Origin of the sequence: Vibrio sp. 10N.261.54.E10, assembly GCF_002877735.2 — a bacterium.
Taxonomy (GTDB): domain Bacteria; phylum Pseudomonadota; class Gammaproteobacteria; order Enterobacterales; family Vibrionaceae; genus Vibrio; species Vibrio crassostreae_C.
Window position 1 is genome coordinate 350,117 of the sequence record NZ_MCXE02000003.1, and the last position, 19,447, is coordinate 369,563.

The window sequence follows — 19,447 nt, forward strand, 5'->3', positions numbered from 1 at the left end:
GCGAGTAAGACTATAGACCCCGATGAGCGCAAGCTCTCGGGGTTTTTCTTTATCTGTCGCTTCACTTATCCCTCTCTCAATCAAGTAAATCAAAGACCTTTGATTACAATTCGGACATTTAAAGCATTCACTTCTTAACCACTTCAGAGTAACGTAAGTCGAACTAGGCTCAACTAGTTTCATAACCATAATTAAACTAAGGACAATTCATGTCACACGTTACCTTCAAAGGCGCTGCTGTACCGCTAACTGGCACATTCCCACAAACTGGCGAACAAGCACCAAGCTTTGCACTAACTGCAGGCGATCTTTCTGAACTGACTCTTGCTTCTCTTGCAGGCAAGAAAGTGGTTCTAAACATCTTCCCAAGCATCGACACAGCAACTTGTGCAACGAGCGTACGTACGTTCAACGCAAAAGCGGCAGAGCTTGAGAACACGGTGGTTGTTTGTATTTCTGCTGACCTACCATTTGCTGCAGGTCGCTTCTGCGAACTAGAAGGCATTGAAGGCGTTCAACACGCTTCAACTTTCCGTTCTCCTACATTCGCATCAGACTACGGCGTAGCGATTGCTGAAGGTCCACTAGCAAGCCTAACAACACGTGCAGTTGTCGTTGTTGATGAAAAGGGTGTGGTAACACACAGTGAGTTGGTTGCAGAGATCACTGAAGAACCAAACTACGAAGCGGCACTTGAAGCACTGTAAGATCCATTCTAGTCAGTCATGTATTATGACCGCTTAAAGCGGTGCGCAATAAAAAAGAGCAGCCATTGGCTGCTCTTTTTGTTTTCAATAATGAACGGTTATTAGATGCTGAAGTAATAGATTAAAGCTGCTCTAAACGCGCGTAAGCCGTTACTAACCACTTAATCCCTTCACCATTAAACGCCACTTGAACTCGGCTTTGTGGGCCACTTCCTTCGAAGTTGATGATGGTGCCTTCACCAAACTTAGGGTGCTTCACGCGAGAGCCCAAGCTAAAGCCTGTTTCATTGAGGTTCTCTTTCACAGCGGTTTGGCTAAAGCGACCACTGCTTGCAGGGCGGCTGACTTGCGCTTTCATACGCACTTCATCCAGACAGGTTTCTGGCAGCTCACGAATAAAACGTGATGGCTTATGATATTTGTCCTGACCGTACAGACGACGCATCTCAGCATAAGTGATGTAAAGCTTCTCCATCGCACGGGTCATGCCTACGTAACACAGGCGACGCTCTTCTTCTAAACGCCCCGCTTCTTCGGCCGACATCTGGCTTGGGAACATGCCTTCTTCGACACCCACCATGAACACCATTGGAAACTCTAGGCCTTTAGCACTGTGCAAAGTCATTAACTGAACCGCATCGTCAAACTCATCGGCCTGACCTTCACCCGCTTCCAAAGCTGCGTGAGTTAAGAACGCCGTCAGCATGCTCATCTCATCCGCTTCTTCCGGCTTTTCAAACTGGCGCGTTGCCGTTACCAATTCTTCCAAGTTCTCGATACGTGCCTTCGACTTCTCACCCTTCTCTTGCTCGTACATAGCAAACAGACCCGACGATTTAATCACGTGGTCGGTTTGTTCATGCAGGCTAAGTTCCAACGTGTCATCTTCAAGCGCATTAATCAGCTCGATAAAACGACTTAATGCGCCCGTAGCACGACCGGGTAGCACTTGCTCTTCTATCAAAGCAACACTGGCTTCCCACATGGTTGCACCACGATCACGAGCAGCAAGACGAATCGTTTCTAACGTTTTATCACCCAAGCCACGCGTTGGCGTATTAACCACACGTTCAAACGCGGCATCATTACTGCGGTTGCTCATGAGGCGCATGTAGCTCAAGGCGTCTCTGATTTCTTGACGCTCGAAGAATCGCATGCCGCCGTAGATTCGGTAAGGTAGACCACCTTGGATCAAAGCTTCTTCAAGAACACGAGATTGGGCGTTATTACGATAAAGCATCGCGGTATCTTCTAACGCACCGCCTTTCTCTTGCCACTCTTTGATTTTGCTGACCGTGAAACGTGCTTCATCTAGCTCGTTATAAGCTGAGTACACAGAGATTGGCTCGCCATCGTTACCATCGGTCCACAGCTCTTTACCCATACGTTCGGTGTTGTTCGAGATAAGCTCGTTCGACGCCTGCAGAATGGTTTTAGTTGAACGGTAGTTTTGTTCAAGTCGAACCGTCGAAGCTCCTGGGAATTCATCCAAGAACTTCTGAATATTTTCGATCTTCGCACCACGCCAACCATAGATAGATTGGTCATCATCACCTACGATCATCACGCGACAATCTGGGCCAGCCATCATCCGAAGCCAAGCGTATTGGATGTTGTTGGTATCTTGGAATTCATCGACAAGGATATGCTTAAAGCGTGCTTGGTAATGCTCTCGAATGTGTTTCTTATCGCGTAATAGTTCATGCGATCTCAGCAAGATTTCCGCAAAGTCGACCAAACCAGCACGGTCACATGCTTCTTGGTAAGCAGAATAGATCTTTAACCACGTTTGAGTTATTGGATCATGGTAGGCGTCAATGTGACTTGGGCGTAACCCCTCGTCTTTCTTGCCATTGATCCACCAAGAAGCTTGCTTAGCAGGCCACTGCTTTTCATCGAGGTTTTGCGCCTTGATTAAGCGGCGTAGCAAACGAATCTGATCATCAGAATCAATGATCTGGAAATCTTCTGGCAGTTTTGCATCTAGGTAGTGAGCACGAAGGATGCGGTGACAGATACCATGGAAGGTGCCGTTCCACATGCCTGACGAACTACCCATCATCAACTCTTCAATACGACCACGCATCTCTGCTGCCGCTTTGTTGGTGAAGGTAACCGACATAATAGAGAACGGTGATGCTTGCTCTACGCTTTGCAGCCAAGCGATACGATGCACCAACACTCGCGTTTTACCACTGCCTGCACCTGCCAGAATAAGTAGGTTTTCTAAAGGTGCCGCGACCGCCTCACGTTGTTTATCGTTTAGGCCATCGAGTAAAAGCGAAGGATCTATCATTGGATATGCTCACTACTGGGTATTTATACATAAAAGTTGATTATAACCTAAACACTAGGCTGCGTTTAGGATAATAAGAAGAAAAAACAATCAAAAATTAACATCATTAATTCAATAACTTAAGAGATGAAACATCATTAATATTGATAATTTTTATAATACCGTGAAATTATTTCCCGGTTGTTCCAATCCTTTTTAGTAAGCAAGTTAACAATCCATTAACCTGCGATATGAAAATACTATTAAGTCCTAGAGGGAATGACTATGAAAAATTCTAATCTTGCTGTTACAGCTGCAATCACAAGTGTACTAGCGTTCGGCGGTGCAGTTCTTACATCAGCACCTGCGGAAGCAGCAGCAAAAGAAAAATGCTACGGTGTGGCAAAAGCTGGCCAAAATGATTGTGCAACCAAAACAAGCTCATGTGCGGGTACAGCAAAAGAAGACAACCAATCCGATGCGTTCGTAGTCGTACCTAAAGGGCTATGTGGCAAATTATCAGGTGGTAACACTCAATCATCATAATTGAGCTGCTTAGTATGGTGAGCTGACATTCAGCTCACCTCCACTTCTTGTTAGGAGAATCGTTGTGACTCAAACTCTTCACCCCTACGCAGGGGTTGGCCTTAGAACACCGCACTTGGACTTCTTTAGCCAAAATCCAGCCTTAGTAAGTTGGTTAGAAGTTCACAGCGAGAACTACTTCTTAGCTCAATCACCGCAACGACAACAACTCAGAGAAATTCGTCACGCACACAACATCAGTTGTCACGGTGTTGGGTTGTCGCTAGGTTCTGTTGAGCGCATCAATCAACATCATCTTGTGCAATTAAAAGAGCTCATTGATGATATCGAACCCTTCTTGGTTTCTGATCATCTCAGTTGGAGTCAGACAGGTGGTCATTACTTCAATGACTTGCTACCGCTGCCTTACACAGAAGAAGCATTGGAAGTCTTCTGTCGTAATGTCATCGAGGTTCAAGACAGCTTGCAACGCCCGATGTTGATTGAGAACCCATCGAGCTACCTATCCTTCAAGCATTCTACTATTCCTGAGTGGGAGTTTTTGGCTGAGGTACAAAAGCGTACTGAGTGTCGCCTACTGCTCGATTTCAATAATATTTTCGTCTCATCTTTTAATCATGGCTTTAGTTGTGAAGAGTACTTAAACGGAATACCAGCAGACAAAGTTGAAGAGATTCACTTGGCAGGTTTTACCAAAAAGAAGCTTGAACAAGGTGAGATCTGGATAGACACACACAGTAAACCTGTCTGTGACGAAGTGTGGAAACTCTACACTGACTGGGTTGCACAACATGGTTTGCGCCATACCTTGATTGAGTGGGATCTCGATATCCCAGAGCCACAAGTTTTATTGGCTGAAGCAACCAAAGCCAGTGATATCTTGTATCAACACGACAAGTTCAACCAAAGGAGTCGCGCCTCATGAGCCACTCCCTAGCAGAGGTTCAATTGGAGTTTGCTAACGCCCTACGCTATCAAAACAATAGTGAGTACTGCGACATAGTGAGCGACCATTTTACCGATGAACAACGCATCCAGATTTACCGTAATAACTTTGTGATCAGCTTGAGCGAAGTTCTGGCAGCAACCTACCCACTCACTGAAATGTTGGTTGGTGAAGAGTGCTTCCAACAGATGGCTCGTCAACATGTCTTACATTATCCATCGACCTCTGGTGATGTCAGTGGTTACGGTGAACACTTTGAACAGACTATCCAAGCCTTTCCTGCCGTTATTGAGGCTGCACCTTATCTCGGTGAAGTGGCTTTGTATGAATGGCAGAAAGATAGCTTGGTAAGATTTTCGTCACAAGCACATGTCGACCAGAGACCTCTTTCTTGCCTTGCAGATGTACCACAAGAGCAACAAGGCGCTTTAGTCTTTCATCTCAAAGATTCAATAACACTGATTCATTCTAGTTACACGATTATCGCGCTTGAACACGCCATCTATCAGCAGCAACTTGATGGGCTAGACATCAACCAAGCTGAATTTGGGGTGTTAATCCGAGCTGAGAATTCACAGGTTGAGAGCCATAGTTTGAGTGAAGAGAGCCACCAACTCCTCACTGAATTGCAATCAGGTCGAACACTCTCAGCAATCGATCCTTTATTACTACAACATCTGAATACTGTTATGGCGCTAAACGTCATCTCAGGGTTTTCAATCAATGCCGAATTGGAGGCATAACATGGATAACAACACAGTCACGAACATGATGGCTCAATACGACAGTTTGATTGAGAAATCACAGGCACTTTTTGTTCCAGTGCTTCTACTATTTTGTCGCCTTTGGGTGGCGTGGGTATTCTTTAATTCTGGACTCACCAAGATAGCTACTTGGGATAGCACGCTTTACTTGTTTGAATTGGAATACCAAGTGCCACTGCTACCTTGGGAATTGGCTGCTTACATGGGCACTGCCGCTGAGTTAATTCTACCGATGTTTTTAGCGCTCGGTTTATTAACACGACCTATGGCTGCGGTGTTGTTCGTTTTCAATATCATTGCTGTCGTGTCTTACCCTGTATTGTGGGATCAAGGCTTCTACGATCATCAGCTTTGGGGGTTAATGATTCTTATCGTTGTCGTGTGGGGCGCAGGACCATTCTCACTTGATAGAGTTTTGAAAGCGCAGTTCAGGAATTAAAATAAGTTTTCACCTCTTTTGAACTGCTAAAGCTAAATGCTACAGCCCAAACGCAAGAAACCACTCAATTGAGTGGTTTCTTTTTTAACTGGGATAAGCTTACTTATTTAGAAAAGCTTGTAGCTCTTCAGCAGAGATGCCTTGCTCTGCAAGTTCTTTTGCCAATAGCTGAACCTGCTCACCCTTACGAGACTCTACCACACGCTGAAATTGGTAAATGATATCTCGCAAAGTATCGATTGGAACTTGTTTTGCCGCACTGCGAATACGCTCTTCACTTTGGTTGCCTAGCTCTTTAAGCAGTTTACCAAACATGACCTTTTCAGGTGCATCTTCCATTTTTTCTAAGACGCGCGCCATTTCGTAGGTTGTTAATGACATTACAGTATTTTCCGTTGGGGACTAACGTTTCAATGAGTGACAAATATACCATGTTTTAACGTTTCGAAAACCGCCATTTGTATATTTTGTCACCCTTGTAACTTATGCCTTAGCAAACGTCGTGTGCCAAGACTTACCCGCTTTGCTCGCAAGCACTAATAACGCAGGAACAATCAGGAACATTTGCAGAGCAATCATCACTTGCGACGTTAAATCAAGACGTTGCATGGTACCCACAAGAAGCCCTGAACCGCTCATTTGGAACAAGCCAAGCAGCGCAGCAGCTGTACCCGCACGGTCACCGAAAGGTTCTAGAGCTTTACCTGCCGCAGCACCAAGAATCCAAGCAAAGCCAACTGACGATAAGAAGATCGGTAGCATGAACGCGATTGGAGTAGCGTGCTCAGCAAGCACCAACATAATCACACCCGCTAAGCCCAGCGTCGAGATACCAACCACCAGTGCTTTATAGGTACCAAAACGGTCCATAAATTTAGGTGCAGTAAACGCAGCTGCAATGTTGATGGCCGCATTAACACCAAACCAGAAAGTAAACTCTTTCATGGTCAGGCCTAGGTTTTCCATCAACACAACTGGTGCAGAGGTTACATAAGCGAGGATAACCGCCATCGCCATCAGACACAAGGTTGCGTGGAAAAGGAATGATGGTGTTTTCAATACTGACCAGTATCGCTCAAGCTTGAATACCGCAACCTTTTCTGTCGCAGGGTTAGACTCTTTCATTTGGAAGAATAAGATAGTGCCAACAACGACAGCAAAGCCTGCCATAAAGCTAAAGTTCGAGCGCCAACCAAATTGATGTGTTAACCAAGCGCCAAGAATGGGTGCCAAAGCAGGAATAAAACAGATTGCACCATTAAGGTAGCTGATCATACGGCCACTCTTCTCTGGGCCAAATAGATCGCGAACCGTTGCAAAGGCTGCTACAGAAGTCGCACAAGCTCCTAAGCCTTGTAGCAGCCGAGCCATTAGCATCATATCAATCGATTGAGCTGCCCACGCCAAGCAAGCACTCAATGCATAGATACTAACACCTCCCAATGCAACGGTTCGACGTCCTAGCTTATCAGCCAAAGGGCCAGCAAATAATTGCCCGACACCCATGGCGAATAAAAACCAGGTAATCGTATCTTGTGCTAGTGCATGTTCCACGTGAAACGCTGTCGAAATTTGTGGCAGAGCTGGTAGGTAGATATCAATAGCCAGAGGGCTAAATAAAACCAACATTGCCAATAAAGCAACCTGCAGTTTACTAGGGGTTGGAAGCGCGTTAGAAGGCACAAGATTCTCCGAATGAGTTAATTTAGGTGCATAATAACCAACTAAAGATATGAACAAAAATGGCATATACTCATTAGCATTATTCCAAATAGGAAACTCATATGAATATTGAGAAACTATCGCGCCTCGACCTCAATCTATTAGTTTGCTTGCAGGTGCTGATGGAAGAGCTAAGCGTCACGCGCACCGCACATCGATTGTGTCTGAGTCAATCGGCTGTAAGTAAATCGTTAGCCAAGCTTCGTGAACAATTTAATGACCCTCTTTTCACGCGAAGCGCACATGGCCTGAGACCAACACCGAAAGCTGTTTTCCTTAAGCCTCGCTTAGAAACGTTGATCAACCAACTTGATGTTCTCACTCAGCCTGAGACATTCATTCCCAATAACAGCGACCACAGCTTTCACATCGCTGCCGTTGAGAGTGTTTACCCGCTGATTCTTCCGCACTTCTTACCAGCAATATTTCGACAAGCGCCTAAGGTCAATATCAACACCCACGCGTGGACCGAGCAAACCTTTAAGAAGCTACAGCTTGGTGAGTTAGATATCGGACTCACAGGCAAAGACATCGACATCAACGACGCGCGCTTAACCATGCTGCCGCCAGACGACATCTGCGAACAAGAGATCTACCGTGATGCACAGATGTGTGTATTAAGGCGTAACCACCCTGCTCTAAGTGGTAAATGGGATTTGGGAACCTACCTTGCGCAGCGTCATGTACAAGTAAGATGTGATGGGAACGATCGATGGCTGCTCGACTACAAACTAGCTGATCTTGGTCATCAGCGAGATATCGCTATTTCTGTTCCAGACTTCAATAGCGCCGCAAGCCTATGTACCTACACCGACTTTGTGTTTACTGCACCAAGCCACTTTACTTACCTCGTCGCCAAGCAACTCGACTTAGTGGTTGTCCCTTTACCGATGGAATTCCCACCGATGGCATACACTCTGTTTTGGCACCGTGACAGAGAAAATGACCCAGCGTTAACTTGGCTACGAGATATCATCAAAGAAAAAACTCTGCACCTTAGATAAAAATGGCGTACAGCGTTTGCAGCAAACGAACAAAAGCGCTAGCTTATTGACCTAATAAGTCCCCTCGCATGTATATCGACTGTGAGTGTTAACAAGGACCCTAACAATAAGGATAAACACAGATGCACAATATCACTGCTGAACGCGTTGCTGCGGTTCGAGCTTGGCTTGAAACAAACAACCTAGATGCCGTTATCATTCCACATGAAGACGAATATCTAGGTGAATACGTTCCTGCTCATAACGAGCGACTTCACTGGTTAACAGGTTTCACTGGCTCTGCTGGTGCGGCAGTTATCACTCGTGAGAACGCTGCTATTTTTGTTGATGGTCGCTACACGGTTCAGGTTCGTAAGCAGGTACCAGCAGAGTTATTTGAGTATCGCCACCTTATTGAAGAGCCGGCTTTAGATTGGATCACCAGTTCTCTAGCACAAGGCAGCAAGGTTGCATTCGACCCACGCATGCACACTGCTGCTTGGTTGAAAGGCGCTCAAGCTAAACTGGCAGAGAAAGTTGAACTAACAACACTATCTTCGAATCCAATTGATGAGCTTTGGTCTGATCGTCCTGAGCCTGTCGTGTCTGATGTTCGCTTAATGGCAACAGACGCAGTAGGCCAATCAAGTGAAAGCAAACGTGCGGAGATTGCTGGCTTACTAAAAGCCAAAGGTGCTGATGCCGCTATCCTTACGGAACTCGATTCGATCTGTTGGTTGCTTAACATTCGCGGCTTGGACGTATCTCGCCTACCTGTTGTGTTATCCAATGCGATCATCCACGCCGATGAAAGCGTCGACTTCTTCCTAGACCCAGCTCGTATTCCTACGGGCTTTGAAGCACACGTTGGCAATGGTATTCGCGTATCTCACCCATCAGAGCTTGAAGCACGCCTTCAATCTTTGGAAGGCAAAAATGTATCTGTCGATTCAGGTACCAGTAACGCTTGGTACACGCTGGTTCTACAAAACTCTGGTGCTCATATCATTGAAGCAGCAGACCCATGCCTAATGCCAAAAGCAGCAAAGAATGAAACTGAAATTGCCGGCATGAAAGCGTGTCACATTCGTGATGGTGTTGCGATGGCGAAGTTCCTATCTTGGATTGATGCAGAAGTCACGCAAGGTAATCTGCACAATGAAGCTGTGCTAGCAGACAAAGTTCAATCATTCCGCGAACAAGACCCAACGCTGATGGACCTAAGTTTTGACACGATTTCAGCAGCAGGCGGCAACGCAGCAATGTGTCACTACAACCACGAGAACCAACCTGAACCAGGTCAGTTAGAGATGAATACTCTTTACCTAGTCGATTCAGGCGGTCAGTACCTAGATGGTACAACCGACATCACTCGAACTATCGCGATTGGCCAGCCAAGCGACGAAATGATCCAGCAGTTCACGTTAGCGCTTAAAGGTCACATCGGTATCGCGCGTGCACGTTTCCCACAGGGTACTCGTGGTTTCCAACTTGATATTCTAGCTCGCCAACACTTATGGGCAGAAGGCTTCGACTACGACCACGGTACTGGTCACGGTGTTGGTCATTTCCTAAGTGTTCATGAAGGTCCGCAAAGCATCTCTAAGAAGCTAATCGATGTACCTCTTGTTGAAGGCATGGTGTTATCAAACGAGCCGGGTTACTATCGTGCAGATGAATTTGGTATCCGTATCGAAAACCTAGAACTGGTGGTTGAGCTGCCAACTCAAGGTGACTTCTCAGTACTAACGTTTGAGTCGCTAACACGTTGCCCTATCGATAAGCGCAACATCAACGTCGATTTACTGACACGACCTGAACTTGCATGGCTTAATGATTACCACCAGAAAGTATGGAACGATGTTAGCCCATTAGTTGAAGGTGATACATTGGAATGGTTACGCCAATCAACCACTCCACTTGCTCATGCTTAATGCTTAGCTAATTCAAACTTAATGAAATGAAAAACGGCTACCTTAGGGTAGCCGTTTTTATTTGTCGATTTAACTTCGTCGATGTTTCACGTGGAACATAAATCTGTGTGTTCGCTAACCAGAGTAAGCACTGTGCCAGTCTCGCCACACAGGATCAAAACCACGTTGACGAATCATTGACTCAACATCGGCAGCACTTCGCTCATCACTTATTTCAAATTGCTCGAGTTCTTCTTCATCAGAAGCATAACCACCAGGCTGGGTTTTAGACGCAGCCGACATACTGGTGATTCCCAATGGCAACACATTGTCGCGGAAAGCTGCAGACTCACGAGTCGAGAGAGACAATTCAACCTCAGGGTTTAATAAGCGATACGCACAGATAAGTTGAACCAACTGTTTATCACTCATAATCGATTTAGGCTGCAAACCACCCTCACACGGACGAAGACGTGGGAATGAAATCGAGTAACGTGTTTGCCAATAAGTACGCTCAAGATAGTCTAAGTGAGCGGCCACGAAGAAACAGTCGGTACGCCAATCTTCCAAGCCAATCAAAGCGCCAATACCTATCTTATCAATACCCGCTTTTGCCAAACGATCGGGCGTTTCGAGCCGGTATTCAAAATCCATTTTATTGCCACGCAAGTGGTGTTCCGCGTAGGTACTTGGGCTATACGTTTCTTGGTAAACCATCACCGCATCTAAGCCGAGAGTTTTAAGCTCTGCGTAGTCATGTTGATCAAGCGGCTGCACTTCCATCGCAAGATAGTTAAATTGTGCCTTAATATTCGGTAGCACTTCACGGAAGTACTTCATCCCGACCTTGGTTTCATGTTCACCAGTCACCAACAATACACTATCAAACTTCATCTTTTTGATAGCGGCACTTTCAGCATCGATTTCATCTAAAGTAAGTGTGCGACGCTTAATGCGGTTCTCCATTGAGAAACCACAATACGTGCACGCATTCGCACATAAGTTTGAGAGGTACAATGGAATATACAACGACATTGTATTGCCGAATCGCTTGCGTGTGAGTGCCAACGATTGTTGCGCCATTTGCTCTAAGTAAGGTTCTGCTGCCGGAGAGATAAGAGCCTTAAAGTCTTCCAAGTCGCGTTTAGGTTTACTCAGAGCGCGCTCAACATCCGCTGCCGTTTTACTGAAGATGGACATACCAATGTCATCCCAGTTGAGCTGTTTAAATCGATCAACAAACGTCATAAGGACACTACTCGTCTAGGAATGAAGTTAGCGGACTAGAAGCAACCGCATGAGACACCTGTCCAGCAAGACCAGAAAGGTAAGCCATACGGCCAGCTTCAACTGCCAGTTTAAAAGCAATCGCCATATCAACGGGTTGTTGAGAAGCCGCAATTGCAGTATTAACTAACACGGCATCCGCGCCCATTTCCATTGCACGAGCAGCATGAGATGGCGCACCAATACCAGCGTCAACAATCACAGGGACGTTCGCTTGGTCGATAATGATCTCTAAGAAGTCTGCCGAAGCGATACCTTTGTTCGACCCAATCGGCGCACCTAGCGGCATAACCGCAGCACAACCCACCTCTTCCAATCGTTTACACAACACTGGGTCAGCATGACAGTAAGGCAACACAACAAAGCCATCTTTAACCAGTTGCTCAGCCGCTTTTAATGTCTCAATTGGGTCTGGCATCAAGTACTTTGGATCAGGGTGAATTTCCAGTTTGAGCCAGTTTGTGCCTAGCGCTTCGCGAGCCAAATGCGCAGCAAAGATGGCATCCTTCGCGTTCTTCGCCCCGGAGGTATTTGGTAACAAGTTCACGCCAGCATCAATGATGGGCTGTAAAATATCATCTTGCTCAGAGCGAATATCAACTCTCTTCAACGCCATGGTTGCCAGTTGAGAACCGGAAGCTTCGATAGCACTAGCCATTAAATGTTTATTCGCGAACTTGCCCGTTCCAGTAAAGAGTCGTGATTGAAATGTTTTATCTGCGACAGTTAACATAGTTAGCCTCCTGCAATAGCTTGGAAAAGAGAAATAGCATCGCCTTCATTGACGACCCTTTGTTGCCACTGACTTCGCGGGATAACCGCATTATTGATAGCAAAGACACAACCCAGATCGGGTAGTGAAAGCGCTTGGATGATATCCGCTAGAGACGACGATTGTGCAACCTGTTCTGGTTGCTCATTGATAGAGATCGTTATGTTGCTCATTGGGTTTCTTCTTCTAAATAGTTAACTGTAGATGTGCAGCAAACGGGGCATTCACTATCTTGAGTGACACTTAAGTTTTGCCAGTTCATCGTCTGACCATCAAACAGTTTGAGCTGATGTGTTGCAACCTGGAACTCGCCAGTGCTAATACGTTGAATCGCTGCCAGTGCTTGGAGGTTGCCTATGGTGCCAACAACTGGGCCGATGATGCCGCTATCGCTACAACGTGTCGTTTGTGGATGATGACTGAACGGGAACAAACAGTGATAGCACCCTTTCTGCATCTGATAATCAAAGACAATAAACTGACCTTTCCATCCGATCGCAGAACCAGAAACCAAAGGTGTCTTGCTACCAAAACATGCTTGGTTAACCTGCTGACGTGACTCAAAGTTGTCAGTACAATCCAACACCAAATCAGCGAGCATCACCTCAAGCTCAAGCTGGCTCTGAGTCATTCGCCTATTGATGGTTCTCACTTGGTTTCGACCATTAAGCTCAGTCAGTTTTTGCTTCAGAGCTTCGACCTTAGGCGAACCTAACTGGCTTTCCTTGAACGCAACTTGTCGTTGAAGGTTAGACGAATCCACACAATCATCATCAACTAATACGATTTTCCCGATACCGGAAGCCGCAAGATAGAGAGCCGCAGCATTGCCTAAGCCACCACAACCGATGACCAATACATGGCTATCTAATAGATTGCGTTGCCCTTGCTCACCCACTTCAGGAAGTGCGAGTTGTCGTTGATAACGAATGAATTCGAAATCATTCAGCATGACTTAGCTCCTGAGTTACCTCTTTAGCAGCACCTGAAGAACGGTCAGCCATTAATGCTTCGAAGAACTCAATCACTTGTTTTGGGTCTTCGGCTAACGTAATCGCACGTACAACAGCAAGGCTCGATACCCCACAACTCCACACCTGTGCGGCCGTCGACTGGTCAATTCCACCAATCGCAACTGTCGGATAACCGGTGAGTTCTTCTGTGTATGGGATAGTATCAATCAGCTGCTGATAGAGAGATAAACGCACAAGTCCTTGAGGCTTCGATGGCATCTGCTTAGTGGTGGTTGGGAATATATGCCCCAGCGCAATATAGCTTGGGTTGATTTGCACAATACGTAGCAACTCGTAATAGCCATGAGTCGATAGACCGATCTTAATACCAGCTTGGCTCAGTTGAGATAGGTTGGATTCTTCGATGTCCTCTTGCCCCAAATGAACACCAAAAGCATCATGCTTAAGTGCCAATTGCCAATAGTCATTGATAAAAACCTGAGCGTTGTGCTCTCTACCGAGTTCGATAGATCGCGCGATTTGTTGTTCTAAATCTGCTTGCTGTGGGTTCTTAATACGCAGTTGAACTGTGTTAATTCCAAGCTTGAGCAGCCTTTCGATCCACTCAACATCAACAACCACTGGGTATAGTCCTAGGCTACTCTTACTCAATTCCGGGAACGACAGTGATGTTCCTTGGTGCGCCCAACCAACACTAATATCCAGTCGCTCATCTTCGAGAACGGGAATAGGAAAGTTTTGATAGTTTGCTGGCCATGTTCCACGTGAAACACTAGATGCTGCGCGAGCTAAAACCAGTGCATCTTCTAATGGGAATTCCAACGCCAACAAAGTAAGTAACCAAGCAAAGTGGCCACGACTATCTAACTCCTGATGAGCTGGAGTTTCACTCTTGATAGCACGATTAGAATCTAGCTGTGACCAGATATCCAATGCAGCTGAGTCATCTAAGACACCGATATAGATGGTATTCGGAGTTTGTGCCAAGGCATCGCGGACACCAGCTAGCGCCACTGAATGACTGTAATAAACGATATGATCAAGCTCACTTGAGCGACACTCCGCCAATGAATCAACATCATGAGCAAAACCAATAGATAACGCTTGCTGAGCATCAACGATAGAGAAGCATTGAGTTGGGCTTACACCCAACTCAACTGCATCGGTTGCCAAGCCTTGTCGCTTAGCAACCAATAGACAGCTTTGCACCTCTCCCGTTAGCTCAATATTTTGAGATGGGATAAGAATCTTCACTGTCATTATTCCTCTAATTGAGCTTCTTTTGCGCCTACTGCTGGGTGATAAAGTTCAGAGCCAGTATCACGGAACTCTTGTGATTTCTGACGCATCCCTTCCAACGGATTATCAAGCATCTTAATCTCGATAGCCTGATCAGCAGCCACTTGTTCAGTGTCTTTCGCGTACTCTCGAACTTCTTGAGAGATCTTCATTGAACAGAATTTAGGTCCACACATAGAGCAGAAGTGAGCAACCTTGCCCGATTCTTGTGGCAGGGTTTCATCGTGGAAAGAACGGGCTGTTTCTGGATCTAAAGCTAGATTAAATTGGTCTTCCCAACGGAATTCAAAACGAGCTTTAGATAATGCATTATCTCGGATTTGTGCGCCCGGATGCCCTTTTGCCAAGTCTGCTGCATGTGCTGCCAGCTTGTAAGTAATCAAGCCAGTCTTCACATCTTCTTTATTTGGTAAGCCCAAATGCTCTTTAGGTGTTACATAACAAAGCATCGCACAGCCGTACCAACCAATCATCGCCGCGCCAATACCAGAGGTAATGTGGTCATAACCCGGTGCAATATCAGCGGTCAGCGGGCCTAACGTATAGAAAGGCGCTTCATGGCAGTGCTCTAACTGCTCATCCATGTTCTCTTTAATAAGATGCATAGGTACATGTCCAGGACCTTCAATGATCACCTGAACATCGTATTCCCAAGCCACTTTAGTTAACTCACCTAGAGTACGTAACTCCGAGAACTGAGCCTCATCATTGGCATCTGCAATAGAGCCAGGACGTAGGCCGTCACCTAGTGACAAAGCCACATCGTACTTCGCACAGATCTCACAGATCTCACGGAAGTGGGTATAAAGGAAACTTTCTTGGTGATGAGCAAGACACCATTTCGCGATGATGGAGCCGCCACGAGAGACAATACCAGTCACACGTTTAGCGGTCATAGGAACGTAGCGAAGCAATAAGCCTGCGTGGATAGTAAAGTAATCAACACCCTGCTCTGCTTGTTCAATCAAGGTATCGCGCATCACTTCCCAGTTAAGGTCTTCCGCAACGCCATTCACTTTTTCAAGCGCTTGATACATAGGAACCGTACCAATTGGTACTGGGCTATTACGTAGGATCCATTCGCGAGTCTCGTGAATATTACGGCCGGTGGAAAGGTCCATCACGGTATCGCCACCCCAGCGAGTCGACCAGACTAGCTTCTCAACTTCTTCTTCAATCGAAGAGCTTACTGAAGAGTTACCGATATTGGCGTTCACTTTCACTAAGAAGTTTCGGCCAATAATCATAGGTTCTGATTCTGGGTGGTTGATATTTGAAGGGATAATAGCTCGACCTTCTGCAACTTCTTTGCGCACGAACTCAGAGGTAATTTCTTTCGGTAGGTTGGCACCGAAGTTATGGCCAGGGTGTTGATGATTAAGCTGCTCATCAGCAAACTTCTGACGTCCCATATTCTCACGTATTGCAATGTACTCCATCTCAGGAGTGATAATGCCTTGACGAGCATAATGCAGCTGGGTAACACATTGGTTACCTGTAGCACGACGAATTCTAGGTAGATTGCCGTAACGAAGGTCGTCTAGGGTTTCATCTTCTAAACGTTCTTTGGTGTAAACAGAGCTTACATCGTCTAACAGTTCCGTATCGCCACGCTCATCAATCCATTGCTCTCGCAACTTAGGAAGACCTTTATACAGGTCTATTTCGTGTGTAGGGTCTGTATAAACACCTGAGGTATCGTAAACTTGAATAGGTACATTAGGTTCGAATATAGGCTCTTTTTTGCTGCCACCCACAAGGCTATCAGCGAGTGATATTTCTCGGACAGGGACTTGAATGTCCGCTCGAGATCCTTGGATGTACGCTTTTTTTGAATTTGGATAAGGTTGTACGGATAAAGAATCAATGAAATTCTTCGCTTCCAGTCTTGCTTGTTTACGACTCGACATAGCATTTTTCCTTGGCTTTTAGCCATTATTTATAGGGATAAAAATGCTTGACGGATTTGATGCTACAAGAGGGATCACAACAAGAAAATACAGTTGTGATCTGGAGATAGATCTCTAGAAGGATTCTAGTTAGATATCTACTCTTGTTCCCTTCGCAGGTATTAGCCTGATCAGGTTCAACGGATCCCGAGTTAACGGTCTCAGCCATATGGCACTCCGACAAGTTCGATCGAGTATATAAAAACGGCTTGGATAAACCAAGCCGAGTTGTTAACAAATCGTAAGAAAGTTTTAAGACTTTATCAAAAGTTGGAAGCCGATCCATGCTGCTGAGATGCTGAGAACCACGTTGAGTAGCACATTGAGTCCCATCTTAAAGAAAGCACCCTGCTGCATAAGAAGCACGTTATCCATCGAAAATGTAGAAAATGTAGTCAATGCTCCAAGGAAACCAAGACCGATGATCTGCCTCCATGGTTCTGTCGCAACCATCTCATTCTCAAACGCTGCGATGAGCAAACCCATAATTAAAGAGCCAATTACGTTAACTGTCAGTGTACCGTAAGGGAAACCACGTCCTAGCATCACCACACATAACTCTGAAATCAAATAACGCGAACAAGCACCAAATGCGCCACCAATGGCAATAAAACCTAAAATAGATAACTGACCCATGAATCCTCCCAAACAATAGTCCCTATATTCTAGCTTTACCGTCGATAAAAGCGAGGGTAGAAACTAAGAATGCATGCGCAAATATTAAACGTTACAGGTGTCACTTAACTTCAATATATCCCATCAATCCTGTTTTCATGTACTCAATTACATGACAGTGGTACATCCAGCGTCCGGGGTTGTCTGCAACAAATGCAGCTTTAGCTCGGCCATTTTTTCCAAGTAACACTGTATCGGTATGGAAAGGCTCTTCAATTTTTTTACCATCAAGTTCCAATACAGTAAATGTATGACCATGAATATGAATCGGGTGATGATATTGAGTGACGTTCTTAAGATCGAATATGTAAGTCTTACCCAACTCTAAAGTCGCCAATGGTTCAGGAATATTGTCTTTGCTCATTCCTTCCCATGCTCTTTTATTTGTTAGCCAAAACTTAGGCATCGATTTTCCATCTTTGGATACTGGAGAAACAGCCCCTTCCCATTCAAATAAAAAGTCGATCTCTTCAGCATTAGCAAGATCTAGGTTGGGCACTGGATTCAATGGTAGTAATGGCAACGAACGTCCTTGAGCAAATGCTGAATCTACGACTTCAAATTCACACAAAGAAAATGGGAAACGCCCCTTCATATGGAGAACGTTAACTCGCTCACCAGCTTTAGGAGCGATCAGTCCGATATCAACACGCATACCCGGACCAATTTTATGTTGAGTCAGTTTATAAGGCGTTTTTACAGGATTACCATCGATGGCTATAACCCATGCTTCAGCCCCTTCGACAGCAATAGGGTAAGTGATCGTATTATCGACATTAGCAATACGCAGTCTAGTCGCTGCATACTGCTTCAACTGATATACGGGTTCATGGACTCCATTAACACTACTCCACTCCCCAGGAGTGCCCATACGAGCACTGAGTCGTGGGATCATTAAATCTTTCCATTGACCCTGCTTGTCGATGTGCCAATGCTTAAGCATCAATGCGTGTTCTTCATCGAACCGTACTGGATTGCTCTCTTCTACGATAATAAGACCAACTAAGCCCATACCAAGCTGCTTCACGCTATTCATGTGTGGGTGATACCAAAACGTACCGGCATCTGGCGGCGTAAACTCATAAATGAATGTTTCACCTGGCATGATTGGTGGCTGACTTAAGAAGGGAACCCCATCCATTTCGATAGGAATTCTTAAACCATGCCAATGAATAGTCGTCGGCTCTGATAGCTTATTCGTAAAGCGGATCGTGACCTTTTCACCCTGTCGACATCGAATCGTTGGCGCTGGAATCTGGCCATTGAAACCCAAAATATTGGTATTAAATCCCTTCACTAACTCTGCTGTTGAGGGCTCAGCAGTTAAGTCATAAACATACTTTCCTTGCTCATCAGCAGACCGCTTCATTGAACAAGCGGGTAGTACTGTTAATGCAGATATAGCGAAAGATGATTGAATAAACTTACGACGGGAAATATCCATATTTGTTGCCTTTTAGTAATAACGACCAAAATGTAACAAAATATTGAGAATAATTCTCATAAAGAAGTGTGGATTGTGTTGTTAATTGCTTATAAAAGAGACTGAGATAAGTAAGCACTTACATTTCTAAGACAATATTCTATTCAAGGTAGGTAATTATCAATTAAAAATCGAACAAATATAAATCAAAAAGACTCTAGGATTTCTGCTTCGATGGGGATCAATATAGTCGACTTGGCTGACACTCCGGTCCTCAACGTCACTTTGAAAAAGTGACAGATACAAAAAAGCTCCAGCATTTCTGCTGGAGCTTTAAATATGGCAGGGGTGGAGAGATTCGAACTCCCAACACGCGGATTTGGAATCCGCTGCTCTGCCAATTGGAGCTACACCCCTAAAACTTTATCTTGCTTCAGATTCGAAAAAACCTCGCACTAGGCGAGGTTATCGAATAAGTGGCGGAGTGGACGGGACTCGAACCCGCGACCCCCGGCGTGACAGGCCGGTATTCTAACCAACTGAACTACCACTCCGCAGTGGTCAACTCACTAAGTGAGCGTCCATATCTCCAGGTTGGTCAACCTAAAGATTTAATTTAAAGCCTGGCGATGTCCTACTCTCACATGGGGAAGCCCCACACTACCATCGGCGCTATTGTGTTTCACTTCTGAGTTCGGCATGGAATCAGGTGGGTCCACAATGCTATGGTCGCCAAGCAAATTTTAAAATTCGGAAAACTGTATTTAAAAGTT

The 19,447-nt window shown here is 45.4% G+C and carries 18 protein-coding genes, 2 tRNA genes, 1 rRNA gene and 1 riboswitch; of the genes, 7 read left to right on the top strand and 14 right to left on the bottom strand.

All coding sequences use genetic code 11. The annotated features are described in order from the left end of the window. Positions 1–209 precede the first annotated feature (209 nt). Positions 210–707, top strand: a complete 498-nt coding sequence (gene tpx, locus BCU07_RS20505; protein ID WP_017061326.1) for a thiol peroxidase — start codon at positions 210–212, stop codon at positions 705–707. A gap of 121 nt (positions 708–828) precedes the next feature. On the opposite strand, the gene uvrD is transcribed toward tpx, so the two are convergent. Next, positions 829–3,003 carry a DNA helicase II gene (gene uvrD / locus BCU07_RS20510; RefSeq protein ID WP_102428199.1) on the bottom strand — a complete coding sequence of 725 codons (2,175 nt, stop codon included), beginning with the start codon at positions 3,001–3,003 and terminating at the stop codon, positions 829–831. Between the two features lie 264 nt (positions 3,004–3,267). On the opposite strand from uvrD, the gene BCU07_RS20515 reads away from it, so the two are divergent. The 4 genes from BCU07_RS20515 (at position 3,268) to BCU07_RS20530 (ending at position 5,677) form a co-directional block, all read left to right on the top strand. After that, positions 3,268–3,528 carry a DUF2282 domain-containing protein gene (locus BCU07_RS20515; RefSeq protein WP_004736650.1) on the top strand — a complete coding sequence of 87 codons (261 nt, stop codon included), beginning with the start codon at positions 3,268–3,270 and terminating at the stop codon, positions 3,526–3,528. Between the two features lie 64 nt (positions 3,529–3,592). Beyond that, positions 3,593–4,453, top strand: coding sequence for a DUF692 domain-containing protein (locus BCU07_RS20520; protein ID WP_017061324.1), 861 nt, complete (start codon positions 3,593–3,595; stop codon positions 4,451–4,453). Next, positions 4,450–5,217 carry a DNA-binding domain-containing protein gene (locus BCU07_RS20525; RefSeq protein ID WP_102428198.1) on the top strand — a complete coding sequence of 256 codons (768 nt, stop codon included), beginning with the start codon at positions 4,450–4,452 and terminating at the stop codon, positions 5,215–5,217. The genes BCU07_RS20520 and BCU07_RS20525 overlap by 4 nt, the downstream gene beginning before the upstream one ends. Before the next feature lies 1 nt (position 5,218). Beyond that, positions 5,219–5,677 (top strand): DoxX family protein, encoded by a 459-nt coding sequence (locus tag BCU07_RS20530; RefSeq protein ID WP_017061322.1) that lies wholly within the window; start codon positions 5,219–5,221, stop codon positions 5,675–5,677. Between the two features lie 99 nt (positions 5,678–5,776). Here BCU07_RS20530 and BCU07_RS20535 read toward each other — a convergent pair whose 3' ends face one another. Together BCU07_RS20535 and BCU07_RS20540 are read right to left on the bottom strand one after the other, a co-directional pair. Beyond that, positions 5,777–6,058, bottom strand: coding sequence for a hypothetical protein (locus BCU07_RS20535; protein ID WP_102428197.1), 282 nt, complete (start codon positions 6,056–6,058; stop codon positions 5,777–5,779). Between the two features lie 102 nt (positions 6,059–6,160). Next, a complete protein-coding gene (locus BCU07_RS20540; RefSeq protein ID WP_029235524.1) occupies positions 6,161–7,360 on the bottom strand; it encodes a multidrug effflux MFS transporter in 1,200 nt (399 codons plus the stop codon). Between the two features lie 101 nt (positions 7,361–7,461). On the opposite strand from BCU07_RS20540, the gene BCU07_RS20545 reads away from it, so the two are divergent. Together BCU07_RS20545 and BCU07_RS20550 are read left to right on the top strand one after the other, a co-directional pair. Next, a complete protein-coding gene (locus BCU07_RS20545; protein ID WP_004736656.1) occupies positions 7,462–8,403 on the top strand; it encodes a LysR substrate-binding domain-containing protein in 942 nt (313 codons plus the stop codon). Positions 8,404–8,525: 122 nt separating this feature from the next. Continuing rightward, positions 8,526–10,316, top strand: a complete 1,791-nt coding sequence (locus BCU07_RS20550) for an aminopeptidase P family protein (RefSeq protein ID WP_102393433.1) — start codon at positions 8,526–8,528, stop codon at positions 10,314–10,316. A gap of 114 nt (positions 10,317–10,430) precedes the next feature. On the opposite strand, the gene thiH is transcribed toward BCU07_RS20550, so the two are convergent. From thiH to rrf, 11 genes are all read right to left on the bottom strand, one after another. Then, positions 10,431–11,543, bottom strand: coding sequence for a 2-iminoacetate synthase ThiH (gene thiH / locus BCU07_RS20555; RefSeq protein WP_102428196.1), 1,113 nt, complete (start codon positions 11,541–11,543; stop codon positions 10,431–10,433). A gap of 7 nt (positions 11,544–11,550) precedes the next feature. Continuing rightward, positions 11,551–12,315, bottom strand: a complete 765-nt coding sequence (locus BCU07_RS20560) for a thiazole synthase (RefSeq protein ID WP_102428195.1) — start codon at positions 12,313–12,315, stop codon at positions 11,551–11,553. Positions 12,316–12,317: 2 nt separating this feature from the next. Beyond that, positions 12,318–12,527: a sulfur carrier protein ThiS gene (gene thiS / locus BCU07_RS20565; RefSeq protein WP_102428194.1), complete on the bottom strand. Its 210-nt coding sequence runs from the start codon at positions 12,525–12,527 to the stop codon at positions 12,318–12,320. After that, a complete protein-coding gene (locus BCU07_RS20570; protein WP_017062994.1) occupies positions 12,524–13,306 on the bottom strand; it encodes a HesA/MoeB/ThiF family protein in 783 nt (260 codons plus the stop codon). Before BCU07_RS20570 ends, thiS begins: the two co-directional genes overlap by 4 nt. Further along, positions 13,296–14,588 (bottom strand): thiamine phosphate synthase, encoded by a 1,293-nt coding sequence (locus BCU07_RS20575; protein WP_102428193.1) that lies wholly within the window; start codon positions 14,586–14,588, stop codon positions 13,296–13,298. The genes BCU07_RS20570 and BCU07_RS20575 overlap by 11 nt, the downstream gene beginning before the upstream one ends. Next, entirely contained in the window at positions 14,588–16,537 is a 1,950-nt protein-coding gene (gene thiC, locus BCU07_RS20580) for a phosphomethylpyrimidine synthase ThiC (RefSeq protein ID WP_102428192.1), read from the bottom strand. The genes BCU07_RS20575 and thiC overlap by 1 nt, the downstream gene beginning before the upstream one ends. A gap of 130 nt (positions 16,538–16,667) precedes the next feature. Next, positions 16,668–16,766, bottom strand: a riboswitch (TPP riboswitch). A 62-nt stretch (positions 16,767–16,828) separates the two neighbouring features. After that, positions 16,829–17,212, bottom strand: a complete 384-nt coding sequence (gene crcB, locus BCU07_RS20585; protein ID WP_004736665.1) for a fluoride efflux transporter CrcB — start codon at positions 17,210–17,212, stop codon at positions 16,829–16,831. Positions 17,213–17,312: 100 nt separating this feature from the next. Next, positions 17,313–18,695: a multicopper oxidase family protein gene (locus BCU07_RS20590; protein ID WP_102428191.1), complete on the bottom strand. Its 1,383-nt coding sequence runs from the start codon at positions 18,693–18,695 to the stop codon at positions 17,313–17,315. A gap of 319 nt (positions 18,696–19,014) precedes the next feature. Beyond that, a tRNA-Trp gene (locus BCU07_RS20595) sits at positions 19,015–19,091 on the bottom strand. A 60-nt stretch (positions 19,092–19,151) separates the two neighbouring features. Beyond that, positions 19,152–19,228 (bottom strand) — tRNA-Asp (locus BCU07_RS20600). A 67-nt stretch (positions 19,229–19,295) separates the two neighbouring features. Further along, a 5S ribosomal RNA gene (rrf, locus tag BCU07_RS20605) occupies positions 19,296–19,411 on the bottom strand. Positions 19,412–19,447: the final 36 nt, after the last annotated feature.